General features: G+C 69.2%; 7 protein-coding genes and 1 pseudogene. 5 read left to right on the forward strand and 3 right to left on the reverse strand.

Annotation, left to right across the window (positions count from 1 at the left end):
- The first annotated feature begins 9 nt into the window (after window positions 1-9).
- Window positions 10-1,344, forward strand: coding sequence for a M23 family metallopeptidase (locus Cco03nite_RS08855; protein ID WP_203690918.1), 1,335 nt, complete (start codon window positions 10-12; stop codon window positions 1,342-1,344).
- 125 nt (window positions 1,345-1,469) lie between these two features.
- Here the strand turns inward: Cco03nite_RS08855 and Cco03nite_RS08860 are convergent, their stop codons facing one another.
- Window positions 1,470-4,139 carry an MXAN_6230/SCO0854 family RING domain-containing protein gene (locus tag Cco03nite_RS08860; protein ID WP_203690920.1) on the reverse strand — a complete coding sequence of 890 codons (2,670 nt, stop codon included), beginning with the start codon at window positions 4,137-4,139 and terminating at the stop codon, window positions 1,470-1,472.
- A 312-nt stretch (window positions 4,140-4,451) separates the two neighbouring features.
- Between Cco03nite_RS08860 and Cco03nite_RS08865 the strand changes: the two genes are divergently transcribed.
- Window positions 4,452-6,911, forward strand: a complete 2,460-nt coding sequence (locus tag Cco03nite_RS08865; protein WP_203690921.1) for a reverse transcriptase domain-containing protein — start codon at window positions 4,452-4,454, stop codon at window positions 6,909-6,911.
- A gap of 863 nt (window positions 6,912-7,774) precedes the next feature.
- Here the strand turns inward: Cco03nite_RS08865 and Cco03nite_RS08870 are convergent.
- The gene (locus Cco03nite_RS08870; protein ID WP_203690923.1) at window positions 7,775-8,563 is read right to left on the reverse strand and encodes a hypothetical protein; all 789 of its coding nucleotides are present in this window, start codon (window positions 8,561-8,563) and stop codon (window positions 7,775-7,777) included.
- Window positions 8,564-9,042: 479 nt separating this feature from the next.
- Between Cco03nite_RS08870 and Cco03nite_RS42260 the strand changes: the two are divergent.
- Window positions 9,043-9,261: pseudogene (locus tag Cco03nite_RS42260) on the forward strand (VOC family protein); the annotation flags it as partial.
- A 15-nt stretch (window positions 9,262-9,276) separates the two neighbouring features.
- Here Cco03nite_RS42260 and mraY read toward each other — a convergent pair.
- Window positions 9,277-10,374: a phospho-N-acetylmuramoyl-pentapeptide-transferase gene (gene mraY, locus Cco03nite_RS08875; RefSeq protein ID WP_203690925.1), complete on the reverse strand. Its 1,098-nt coding sequence runs from the start codon at window positions 10,372-10,374 to the stop codon at window positions 9,277-9,279.
- A 128-nt stretch (window positions 10,375-10,502) separates the two neighbouring features.
- Between mraY and Cco03nite_RS08880 the strand changes: the two genes are divergently transcribed.
- Together Cco03nite_RS08880 and Cco03nite_RS08885 are read left to right on the forward strand one after the other, a co-directional pair.
- A complete protein-coding gene (locus Cco03nite_RS08880) occupies window positions 10,503-11,315 on the forward strand; it encodes a helix-turn-helix domain-containing protein (RefSeq protein WP_203690927.1) in 813 nt (270 codons plus the stop codon).
- Window positions 11,316-11,358: 43 nt separating this feature from the next.
- On the forward strand, window positions 11,359-12,828 hold the full coding sequence (locus Cco03nite_RS08885; protein ID WP_203690929.1) for a tetratricopeptide repeat protein: 1,470 nt from the start codon (window positions 11,359-11,361) through the stop codon (window positions 12,826-12,828).
- Window positions 12,829-12,837 lie beyond the last annotated feature (9 nt).

The following is a 12,837-nucleotide window of genomic DNA, read 5'->3' on the forward strand; positions in this document are numbered from 1 at the left end:
TGACGGTCGATGGCAGGTCGGGCGGCGAGAAGAACATGGTGGACCCTCGTGGTCGCGGCGGTGCTGGCCGCGCTGGTGCTCGTGCCGGCTCAGCCCGCAGCCGCGCAGACCGGGGCGATGATCCAGCCCGTGGACGGCGTCGTCACCGGGGTGCTGTCCAACCGCTGCGGCAGCACCGACAGCGACCACTACGGCGTCGACATCGCCGCCAACAGCGGAAAAGCCATCGGCGCGGCCTATCCGGGCACGGTGACCTTCGCCGGGTGGACCTCCGGGGCGGGCAACACCGTCACCGTCTCCCACGCCGCCGGCTACCTCACCCGGTACCTGCACATGGTGCAGGCGCCGTCGGTGAGCACCGGGCAGGCCGTCGGGCAGGGCCAACTGCTCGGGTACGTCGGCAGCACCGGCAACTCCACCGGCCCGCACCTGCACTTCGAGATCTGGCGCAACAACGCCGTCTACAACATCAGCCCGGCGTACACCTGCGGCGGCACGGTCACCAAGGGCAACCCGGTCGGCCTCGGCTTCGCCGACCTGCCCGCCGCCGGTGCCGTCACCGAGCGGTTCGCGTTCGTCAACGCGGCGGGCGTGCTGCACGCCAAGGACGGCGCGTACAGCTCCTGGCAGCCGGTCAACGCGGGCGGCGCGACCAAGGCGGTGCTCGGCGGCAACTGGATCGGCTGGATCCAGGGCGGCGACTTCTACGCCAAGGACGGCGTATACGGCGGTTGGCTGACCATGGCCGGCGGCGGGCAGGTCCGCGACATCGCCATCAGCGGCAACCGGTTCGCGTTCGTCAACACCGCGGGCGTCGCGTACGTCAAGGACGGACCGTACGCGTCCTGGCAGGCGATCAACGCCGGCGGCGCGACGCGGGTGGAGCTCAGCGGTGACTGGATCGGCCTGATCCAGGGCGGGGACTTCCTGGCCAAGCAGGGCATCTTCGGCGGTTGGCTGAGCATGGCCGGCGGCGGGCAGGTCCGCGACATCGCGATAAGCGGCGAGCGGTTCGCGTTCGTCAACGCGGCCGGGATCCTGAACGCCAAGGACGGGGCGTACGCGTCCTGGCGGGCCGTCAACGCCGGTGGTGCGAGCAAGGTGGTGCTCGCCGGGAACTGGATCGGCTGGACCCAGTCGGGCGACTTCTACGCCAAGGACGGGCTGTATGCCGATTGGCTGGCGCTGGCCACGGGCGGGCAGGTGCGCGACATCGCCGTCAACGGCCAGGACTGGTTCGCGTTCATCGGCAGCGGCAACTACTACGCCAAGCAGGGCCCGTACACGTCCTGGCTGACGATGGCGGGCGGCGGCCAGGTCACCGACATCGCCATCGGCGGCTGACCTCGACGCGGCGGGCAGGAGAAGGCGCTGCGGACCGCGCCTTCTCCTGCCCGTTGGCGCAGTTTCGGGCCGGGCGGCCTTCCAGGCCGGGCCGCCACCGCCTGAGCGGGGACGGTCCGGCGCGGTCAGTCGCCCGGCTTCGGCATCGGGGCGAGCTGCGCGACCAGGTCGGCGGCCGCGAGCCGTTCGACGCGGGCGGCGTCGAGCCCTGCGTGGTACAGCGCGTACACGCGGGCGGCGTCGGTTAGCTCCGCGTCGCCGTGCAGCAGCGCGGCGAAGGCGGCAGGCGCGGACTGCGCCGTCTCGTCGTGCTCGGCCGGGCCGGCGTGGACCAGGCGGGCGGCGAAGTCCACGGCGCGCTCGTACGGCTGGCGTTCGTAGCCGCGTACGGCACCGTCGCGGACCATCACCCGGTCCGCGCGGGCGGCCGCGTGCCAGCACGCCAGCTCCCACATGCTCACCCGGAACCCGGCGCCGAAGTAGCGGTCGGCAGCCACCGCGAGCCGCCCCAGCTGGACCGAGTACCCACCGACCTGGTGCCCGCAGCCCGAACCGGCCAGCTTCGCGTCGAGCCAGCGGGTACGCCGCTCGTGAAGGTCCACCACCAGCGGAGTTGCGATCTTGTCCGCGCCGGTGAGGTCGAAGCGCTGCTCGACGCGCTGCGGCTGGAACGGCTCGCCGCCCGCCGCGAACGGCCCCCGCCGCCCAGGGGAACCGCCGGGCGGGTTGGCCATGACACCGGCGAACGCGTCGGTCATCTGCTCGAACGCGATGTCGTTGTAGCTGAACACGACCATGACCAGGTATCGCACGCCTGCGCCGAGCAGCCGGGACACGTTGAGGTCCACGAACTCACTCGCGCCGAGCGGGGCCGGGGCGGAGGTGAGGTCACCGGAGTGCACCGCGGCGCGGTCGCCGAACCGCAGCCGGGTGAAGTCGCACAGCCCGGTGAACACGCCGTGGACGTCGTACATGGCCACTGACAGGTCGAGGTCGACGCGAACGCCTTCGGGTTCGGTCCAGTGCAGGAACAGGCGGACGACGTCGCCGTCTGGCAGTGGCTGGGTGCTGCCGCGGGGCAGGTCCAGCAGCGCGGTCGAGGCGGTGCGCGCGGCGAACGGCGCGAGGACGTCGGCCAGCCCGGGGTCGAGCAGCGCCGTCTGCACCCGGGGCAGCGTGGCGGCCCGGCGCAGCATCTCCTCGACGAGCAGCTGCTCCAGTTCGCCGCCGAGGTCGGCGGGCAGCCGTCGGCGGGTGTCGGCGGTGGTCCACAGCCGGGCCGCTGCACCTGCCGGGAAGAACAACCGGGGGCGGGCCGGCTGGGTCGCGGCCCGGACCGCGCCGAGGGCGGCCAGCACGACGCCCGGCGCGGCCTGTTCGGCCGCTTCGGCGACCGTGAGCAGGAACTCCGTCGGGTCGCCGGTGTGCCGGTGGGCGAGCACCGTCAAGCGGCGCAGCAGCTCGCCGGGCCGCTGCGCGAGCAGGGCGACGGCCTGCTCGTCGGCGCCGTCGCGCAGCGCGGTCTCGACGTGCGAGCGCCAGGTGCGGTAGCGCACCCGGCCGCGGTGGCGGTGCACGAGTGCGATGTGCCGTTCGGCGGCGGCGGCGAGCACCGCGTCGAGCGGGGAGCCGGGCGCGGGCACCGTGCCGCGCAGCGCGGCGAAGGCCAGCGCGGCGTCGGGGTGGCGGGCGGCTTCCTCGAACGGGTGCAGGTTCTCGGCGGTACGCAGCCAGGCGTCGCGGTGGCGGTGCAGGTCGTCGAGCAGCGCCACGGTCGGCAGGGTGTTCAGGCGGGCCAGGACCAGCCGGCGCAGGCGGCGCGGCAGGGACGCGCGGCGGGCGATCGGACGCCGCATGCCCGCGTCGCCGCCGCTGCACAGATGCAGCAGGCGCAGCAGGTCGGTGGCGGTGGTGGCGTGCCGGTCGAGCGCCTGCGGCATGCGGTCGGCCAGCGCCGGGTCGGTGACCAGCCGGTGCAGGACGTGCGCGCGGGTCTCCCGGACCTCGATGACGTCGGGCAGCCAGGCCAGGTCGCGGTGGCCGACGAAGTCGAGCAGCGCGTCCAGCTCGGCGAGTTCCTGCTCGCGCAGCGGGGTGCGGCGGGCCAGCAGCGCGCCGACGGCGGCGTGCACCTCGTCGTCGAGACATTCGACCAGCTCCAGCCGCACCGCGCGGCGAGGCGCGGCGGCCGGGTCGAGGGCCTGGTCGTCGGGCACCGCGCCCGAGGGCCGCCAGGTCGCCGCGTCCAGGTGGGCGACGGCCTCGTCGATGCGGCGGTGGCAGATCGGGCAGCCGGTGTAGTCGTCGAGGTCCCAGCAGGTCAGGCAGACCAGATGCCCGCACGGCGACACCGGGCGGACAGTGCCCTCCTTGCCGCAGAGCACGCACGAGGACTCGTAGGGCTGGGCGATGTAGGCGAACATGCGCAGCACGAACAGGTCGTCGGTGCCGGCCGGAACGCGGGCGGGGAAGTTCTTGAACAGCGGCAGGTGCGGCACGTGCGCGCCGACCAGCGAGGCGAGCGCGTCGAGCAGGCCGTGGCCGAGTGCCGCCAGGCGGGGGGCCTGCTGGCGGGACAGGTACGCGTGCAGGCGCGGGCCGATCAGGTAGCCCAGGGCCAGCGCGTCGGCCTCCAGCGCCCGTACACCCGCGGCCACGGGTGCGGCCGCGCCGCGCTCCTTGATCCTCTGCCGCTCCGCCAGCAGCCCCGGGGCGACCAGGCCGCGGCGCAGCAGCGCCAGCGCGACCGGGTCGGTCTCGGCGGAGGTGGCACGGTTCGGCGGAGCCAGACGCACGGTTTCTCCCGGCACGGACGCGGGCGGAGGTGAGGGCGGGGACGGAGATCGGTCGCGCTAGACCGGTCAAAAGGATGAGAAGGAAGCACGCCCAGGAGCCGCCCCCGCCGCCCAGCAATCTAGGGGTACACAGCCCGGCGCGACAACCCGAAAAGGGCCGGACCGGGCAGCCGACGACATTGATGTCGGGGCTTTTGGCGCTGAAGCGCTCCGAGGGACGTCCGACAAGCCGACTCTGCAGCATCGACGCCTATCTTCGGGATGAACACATCGATCGTGTTTTGTCCGACCCCGACACTACGGTCTGCGACCATGCGTTCCGATCCAACCACCCAGTTCGTCACCGCGGTCAAGCTCCGGGAGCTGCGGGCACAGCACAGCCAGCTCAGCGAGGCCTACGACCAGCTCACCCGCCAGGCCGAGACCGCGACCGATCCCTACCAGCGGCTACGACAGCTCTATCGCGGGTTGGCCGACCTCACCTACGCGGGCGGGAAGGTCCATCCCGAACTGGCCGATCTCGGCGTTCTGGCCAACGACACCCTTCCCGGCAAGGCCATCTCCGCCGACCTGGTCGAGCGCTGGTCCAGTCGGCTGGCCGACGAGCTGACCGCAGGGCACCTGCGATCGGAGTTCGTCTTCCGGTTCGGAGTTCTCCTCGAGCAGTGGGCAACCAGTGGCGGCAGCCCTCAGCGGATACCACCCACGCGACAACTGCACGAACTGCGCGAGCATGTTCTGGCGTCACCCCGTCCGAACGACCATCGTGGCCTCATCGAGAACCTGCTCGCCGGGGTCTCCAGGGTTGGTCCGGCGAAGGACCGCGTCGAGGCGACACCTGCCGAGTCGCTGCAGAAGGCCCTCAGCATCATCGCCAATGATCAGTATCAATCCGCTCGGCTGCGGGCCGAGGCGCGCCGCCTGATCCAGGACCCCACGCTCGCCGGGGAACTCGCCGATGTCCTCACCCTGCTGGGAACCGGCCCCGACGCCCTGCAGTGGCCGGCCGGCGGCGTGGTCGCCCGGGCCGTATGGACCAGAAACAAGTGGCGGCTCTACACCGATCAGGATCTTCCCACCACCTGTCTGCTCGACGTGCTCGCGCGCCGTTGGGAGAAGGAACTGTCCGACGTTTTCGGCGATTGGCGACAGCGACAGGCGGAGGACCACCGGTTGGAGCGCCTGTGGGCCCTCAACGCCCCCAAGGCCGTCCTCGACGGAGAGCAGCAGCAGTCCGCGGGCCAGCAGTCAGACCCTCCCCCGATCGCGGATCTCGGCACTGTGCGGGACTCCCAGTCGCGCGCCGGCTTCGAGTTCATCAACGACGATCCCTGGGCGAGTTCGGTCCTAACCCAGCGATACAGCCACCTGAACGAACTCCATGAGGTCACCGCGGCCGACGCATACCAGCAGAAGAACGACATGTTCTTCCCGGTGGTGGCACTGGTCAACGCCGAGATCAAGCTTGCTCGGGCCGCTTTCCCCGACCGGCCGCTGTACGTGGTGAAGCTGGATCTGCGTGACTACTACTCCAGCATCCCCCACGACCTGGTGCTGACCATTCTGGGCAACCTCGGGGTCCGCCAGTCGGAACTGGATCTGGCTGCCAGGTTCCTGGCCATGCCCCTGGCGGTGCCCGACGGGCCCGGCTTGACCGACGACCACGGCGACACCCGGTCCGCCACCCGGGGCGTGCCCATGGGTTACCGGCTCTCAGCGCTGCTGGCCGAGCTGATCGGACGCTGCATGGAAGCCTACGTCCGACAGCGCGCCGCGGTCCGCATCATTCGGGTGGTCGACGACATCTGCCTGCTCACCCCCGATCCCGACGCCGCCGTCGCAGCCCAGGGACACGTGACCGCGTTCTTCCAGACCTGCGGGCTGACGCTCAACGACGACAAGTTCGGAGTGGTCTGCGTCGGCGGTGAACTCCCTGCGGCCATGGCGGGGCCGCTGCCCCGGTGGGGCATGCTCACCCTCGACCAGCGGGGAGAGTGGTCGGTGCACGAAGCCGCCTTCCAGCAGCACCTTGCCCAGAGCCGCGGCAGCGTCATGGCCGCCGGGGCGGTTCTGTCGAAGGTCGACATCATCAACGCGGACCTGACCCACCTGGCCCGAGGCGTCGCGCTGGGAGCCGATCTGGGTGACGGCCACCGCGCGGAGGCCGGCGCCGCCCTGGTCCGGTTCGTCGACGACTACGTCGGCCCAGGCCAGGGGATCGCCGCCGCCCTGTGCGAGGACGTCATCGCCCTGGTCGGCACCCGCAGCGGCGCCGACCGGCAAGCCCCACCGCAGGCGATCCCGGAGGCCTGGCTGTACTGGCCGGTCACCGCCGGCGGGTTGGGACTGCGCAACCCGTACATCATGGCCGGGCAGTTCGCCGAGGCGGCTCGCCGCCGCGATCGCGTCGTCGTGCCTCAGGGCCCTGCCGAGGCGGGCTGGAACACGCGCGACAATCACTGGTCCCGCTACTACCGGCAACTGCTGCAGCCGCTGAACCCGGCCGCCCCGACGGACACGGCCGCCACCGCGAGCCTGACCCGGGATTTCATTGCCCGAGGAACCACCATCTCCCAGGGCGCCCAGCTCACGCTGACCCCGTACTGGCACTGGATCCTGTCCGTCTACGGCCCCGAGATCCGGGAACGGTTCGGAACATTCCGGTTCCTGAACACCGAACTGGTGCCGCTGCAACTGTTGGGCGCCCGCCGCACCGACAGCCACAGCATCACCGACGACCCTTGGGCCACAGGCGTGGGCAGCTCGTTCTGAGGCCTGCCGCGGCCAGTGGTGCCCACGCCATCACCGACGACCGGGCCGGCGCAGCGATCGATCGTGATGGGTTCTGTCGATACTCGTGAATCCAGACTCCTGCCGCCGTCCGATTTGGAGCGAGATAGGCGATTGCAGTGCTCTGTTGCCGATCTTCTCCCGCACGTGCAGAACGTCACGGTGGATCGGGTCGAGCTGACCGCCTGCGGGGTGGTGCTGAGCGTTCGTGGGGCGGCGTTGTCGATGGCGTGTCAGGCAGGCCTCCAGCTGTGTGCATGTCCGCTGCCTCCGTCGGCTGCGCTTCAGGAGGGTGTCCCTGGCCATGGCACAATGAATTAGTCGGAAATCGGGCGAGATCGCGTCGACACCCATCTCCCCACTTTCCTCCTCAGCTGTACCCTACATATCGCTCGCTTCACCCCACCTGGCACCGCTTGTCACAGGCTGACCACTATTCCGCCACACCTACAGCAACAGGAAGGCGACTGGAGGCCTCCGCCATGCCAGCGGAAGTTCAGGTCGTATCTCATCACCGGTATGGGCTAGTCCTTTTGCCTCGGATCATCATTGGCCTGCTGGGCGGAACGGCAAGTAGCGGGTGCCCCAATGGTTCATCCTGTTGGTCCCGTTCCCAAGTATGGGCGAGTGTCGTGCTCATCTTCAGCTCACTGAGCGTTACAGTGTCGACCGGGTGCCAGCTGACGCGGCTAGTCCGCGCCCTCGAGGCCGTAGCGATTCGGCCCGCTCAGCAACTGCCACTCGGCCTTCAAACAGCGTGCGCTTTCGGGAATCATGCGGTGTTCATGAGCAGCTCAGGCTCGTCATACCGGCTATCCTGTGGGCCCCGTGGGTTGTTGTGTCAGTTATGGGGGTTGAATAGCGTGACGACTGATCATTTCGAGCTCTTCTTTGATGAAGTCAAATAGCGTTCCCCCTTCCCTGCACAGAAAGTAGGGAATACTTTGGGTGCGCTCGCGTCTGTGTTTCGTCATCACGAGCAGCGCAATCCGATCGAACTTATAGAAGCTATAGAAGATATCACCGTCATAGTAACGTACCTCTACAGAGCCTCGCCTAGTTCGACCGATTTGTTCGAAGTCGGCCCTTGCTTCGCGAATTCTATTTCCCAATTCAGTTGCATCCATGTCCATTCTCTCCGCCATGGCGCGAAGTAAATCGACCCGGTCGGGATTAGGCAAAAATACTCTGATGTGAGCGTTCCTCTTACTGGCAAGTGCGGCAAGCCTGTCGCGATTAGTGTTCCGCCAGGTGCGGCCATAGATGAAGAAGAGGTCGAGTCTTTGAGCGTGGCGAAATAACTCCCCCCAGTTAGGTGAGTTTGTAAAATCGACTCCTGCTCCAAGAAGGCCTGTCCGCTCCACGTCATTGGCAAGCCCGGTTGTCGCCAAGATCTCTTGCAGGAAGGCCCTCTTCCCGACCAGCTCCCATACGATGCCCAAGACCACCGCTGCCACGATAAATCCACCAAGATTTTCAATAAAGGTCTGTGCACCCTTATGCCCTTCCCAGAATCCGTTTGTGGACTCGCCCACGTAGATGCCACTGACACCAACGGCCAGAAAGAGTAGACAGAAGAGTGCAAACCAGAGCCCCGTGACTTTGCGATACGGACCAGGGTTCACTGTCGTCATGGCTTCTCCTCCGATTGCGGAGAACACCTAATTTTACGCGTACTTGATCGCCTTCGCTGTCTGCATGGGACTATTCGATGAACTGCGCCGTTCGTCACAAATGCGAGTCCTCGTTTCGCCCATGCTGCCTTCCCACACACCGTGCCAGGATTTCCCTGAGCCTGGTCAAGATGGACCGCCCCAACTCTCAGGGCGGCCGCCGCACGGTGCGGTCATCGCCCCACGGAGCCCGCAACCGCCCAGCAGACCGTACGGCGGACGCCGGGTGCCTTGGTCGGCTTGAGAGTTCGGAAACCTGCGCATAGACCGAGCCGGGTCAGCACCCGCCTCATAGCGGTTGCCTGGTTTCTGCTGGTCGCGGTGCCCCTCCTGATGCCACCTGGCAGACTGCACGAAATCGCGTGCGTCGATCGCCTGAGACTCGCACCGTCCTCTTCGCGCGTCCACCGGACCCGCCTTCGGCCAGATGGTGTACTTCCCGCATTCCCGAAGGCAAGGGCATCACGAACTGGTTGCACTTCGACGTGCGTGTCGGCACAGGACTCGTCGGGCCAGAAGCGCCTGGCTTGCTCGAAGCCGAATGCGTACGCCTGGAAGCGCTCGGCGCGGTACGCGGGCAACTGCTGCTCGCCGGCGGCGAGAACGAGTCGTGCCAGAACATGCAGGACGTCGAAGGCGACGAGTTCTACCTCGACTGAGCCGCCGCGGGCCGGTCAGGGCAGCCGGCTGAGGTGGTCGCCGTAGAACAGGCCCAGCGCGGCAGCCACCCCCGCGCCGGCAATGATCCAGAACCGGGTCACGATCGTGACCTCGTGCCAGCCCACCAGCTCGAAGTGGTGGTGCAGCGGCGACATCCGGAACACCCGCTTGCCGGTGGTCTTGAACGACGTGTACTGGATGATCCGCGACATCGTGATGGTCACGAACAGCGCGGCCAGCAGCGGCAGCAGCAGAACGGTCCGCGTCGCGACCGCCTGCCCGGCGATGAGCCCGCCCAGCGCCATCGAACCGGTGTCGCCCATGATGATCCGCGCCGGCGACGTGTTCCACCACAGGAAGCCGAGCAGGGCCCCGGCCGCGGCACCGGCGACCAGCGCCGTCTCCAGCGGGTCCCGGACCTCGAAGCACAGCGCCGGCTGCGCCGCCGGATCGGCGCACCAGTGCCGGTACTGCCAGAACGAGATCAGCCCGTACGCAGCCAGCACGATCATCGACGTTCCGGTGGCCAGACCGTCGAGCCCGTCGGTCAGGTTGACGGCGTTCGTGGACGCCATGACGACCGCGATGAACACGACCACGGCGCCGACCTGGCCGACGTTCAGCCAGCTGATCTCGCGGACGAACGACAACCGCGTGCCCGACACCGACCACCCGGCCGTGCTCGGAAACCCGAGCGCCACCACGCCGAACCCGGTGCCGATCACGAGCTGCAGCACCAGTTTCCAGCGCCCGCTCAGACCGGCCGTGTTCTTCTTCGTGACCTTCAGGAAGTCGTCGACGAACCCGATGCCGCCGCAGAACACCATCAACCCGAGCAGCACGAACCCGGTCATCGTCGGGCCCGGCGGGACGATCTGCCCGTCCGGCAGCGCGTTCATCACCAGGTGCCCGACCATGTAGGCCAGCACGGTGCCGACGATGAACACCAGCCCGCCCATCGTCGGCGTGCCCCGTTTGACCTGGTGCGCAGCTGGATTGATGTCGCGGATCGGCTGACCGGCCCGCAGCCGGGCCAGCGCGCGGATGGCCAGCGGCGTGAAGAGCAGAGCGAACACGAAGCCTACGGCGGCAGCGACGACCGAGGAAACCACGGCGATATACCTCCTGGTGGGGGAACCTGGCAAGATCGCTAAGCCGCTCAGTGTACGGACGATCGCCCGCTCGGGCTGTCCCGGCGACACCGCAGGACGCGGGCACGGCCGGGTTACGCTCAGCGGCCATGACCGGACGATCGCTCTTCGGCATACGCCTGTGGCGGCTCCTGTCGGCACGCCGGCCGGACTTTCACACCTCCACCGAAGCGATGACGGCCGATCTGGCGCGTCGGGCCGCCGTGCCCCGCGCCGAACTGGCGGCGATCGTCAAGGGCACGGCACCGAACCCGGACGTCCTGCACAAGCTGGGACCGGCCCTGAACATCCACGTCGCCGATCTGTTCGTCATCGCCGGGCTGCCGGTGCCACCGGAGCTGGCCTCGGCATGGCCGACCACACCCTGGAACGTGGGCACGATCATCCGGTACGCCATGGCGCTGAGCCCGCAACGACGCGGCCGGCTGAACGACGCGATCCGTTCGCTGCCGATCGAGCCCCGCACCGAACCCACCGCCGACGACGGTTTCCCCGACGAGCCCGGTGCGTTGCTGATCCGGCTGATGAGAAATCGCAACATCCGCCCGAACGCGTGGCTGCTCGCCCAGGTGGGCGACGGGCCGTACGTATCCCACTCCACCGTCGGCATGCTCGGACGGGGCAGGGTCGCGGTCACCCCGCAATACGTGACGGCGTTCGCGCACCTGCTCGGATACGCGCCCACGGACATGGTGGCGCTCACCGGCGTCGGCCCGGTGTACGAGCAGGCGAACCCGCATCCGGCGAGCGCCGAACTCGCGGCGCTGGCCTGGAACGCCCGGCGGCTCACCGGCGCGCAGCTCGCCCACCTGGTGCACCTGCTGGAGGACACCAGACGACTGCGACCGTCCACCTTCGATGGCGGCCAGGATGGTCAGCGCGACTCCACCGGTCCCGGCTGATCTTCCCCCACAGTGTCGTTCCCGGCACCTAGACTCCGGCGACGTGACATCCTCCCCCACTCCGATCGAGGCGGCCTTCTCCCTGCTGCAGCAGGGCCGCCTCGGAGAAGCCGAAGAACTCATGACGCGCGAACTGCAGGCGGTCACGGCGAGGTACGGGCACGGCAGCCAGGCCTGGGCCTCGGCCCAGTGCGATCTGGGCAACGTGCTGCTGAACGCCGACCAGCTCGGCCGTGCGATCGAGTGCTACCGCCAGGCGACCACCGCGTCCGCCGACGACCCGCAGTTCCGCAAGGACCATCTGACGTACCGGCTCAACCTGGGCCTGGCCCTGCGGATGGCCGGGCGGCTCGACGAGTCCGAGGAGGAGCTGCGCCGCGGCGCCCAGGACCGCATGGCCTTCTACGGCCGGGAGCACCCCGGGTACGCCTTCGGCCTCGAACCGCTGGCCGACCTGCTGCTCCAGCGCGGTGATCTGCGGCAGGCCCGCCAGGTCGTCGAGGAGGCCGTGGACAACTTCTGGCGCAACGGCCACCCCCATGTCACGTCGGCGCTGGCGCTGCGCGCGGAGATCGTGGCGGCGCAGGCCACCGGGGAGCCGCTGTTCCCGCCGCTGGACCAGCTGCCAGACGAGCTCATCGAGCAGGTGGCGCAGTCCGTGCTGAGCCGGCACGGCGACGGCGACCCGGAGATCTTCGCGACCGTGCTCAGGGTCCTGGTCACCACGCTGGAGGCGCGGCTCGGCGAGGATCACCAGGCGACCCTGAACGTGCTGTCCATGCTGGCCAACAGCGGCCGCGACCGCGGCGACCAGGCCGGGCGGGTCGACGCGATCCGGCGGGTGCTGGCCTCCTACGACCGGCAGAGTATGGCCGAGCAGGCGCTGATGGCGGCGCTCGGGCTGGCGATGGCGCAGAGCGAGGTCGGCGACGAGGACGGGGCGCTGCAGACGTACGCGTCGGCGTACGCCCGGGCGGAGCGCATCGGCAGCCCGGAACTGGCCAGCCAGGTGCTGCGCAACTGGGGCCTGGCCCTGCGTGAGGCCGGGCAGCTGCAGGCGGCCGAGCAGCGGCTCGGTGAGGCGGTCGCACACGCCCGCCGCGGCCGCGACGGTGAGACCCTCGGCCGCGCCGACGTGGCCCTCGGCCTGTTCCTCCAGCATGAGGGCCGACTGGAGCAGGCACGAGCGGTCCTGGAGGAGGCATTGTCCGCCCTGGACCCGGTGCACCCGGACGCGATGGTCGGCCGCAGCCACCTCGGCGCGGTGCTGGACGGGCGTACCTGCGGCTGTGGCGACATGCAGACGACGATCTCGGACGCGTTCCGTGACTTCGTCGCCAGTAGGCTGCCGTCCGACCTGCTCGCCCGTTTGGATGTCGCGATCGTCGACGGCGACTTCAAGATCGATGTCGAGCTGCGCCGCGAACCGACCCAGGACGAGCTCGAACGTCTCAACGGCGTCGTCGGGTCCGCCCACGCCGAATTCCGCCGCCGCCTGACGAGCCGTCCGTAAGCAGGCTGA

The sequence above is a fragment of the Catellatospora coxensis genome (genome assembly GCF_016862635.1).
GTDB lineage: Bacteria > Actinomycetota > Actinomycetes > Mycobacteriales > Micromonosporaceae > Catellatospora > Catellatospora coxensis.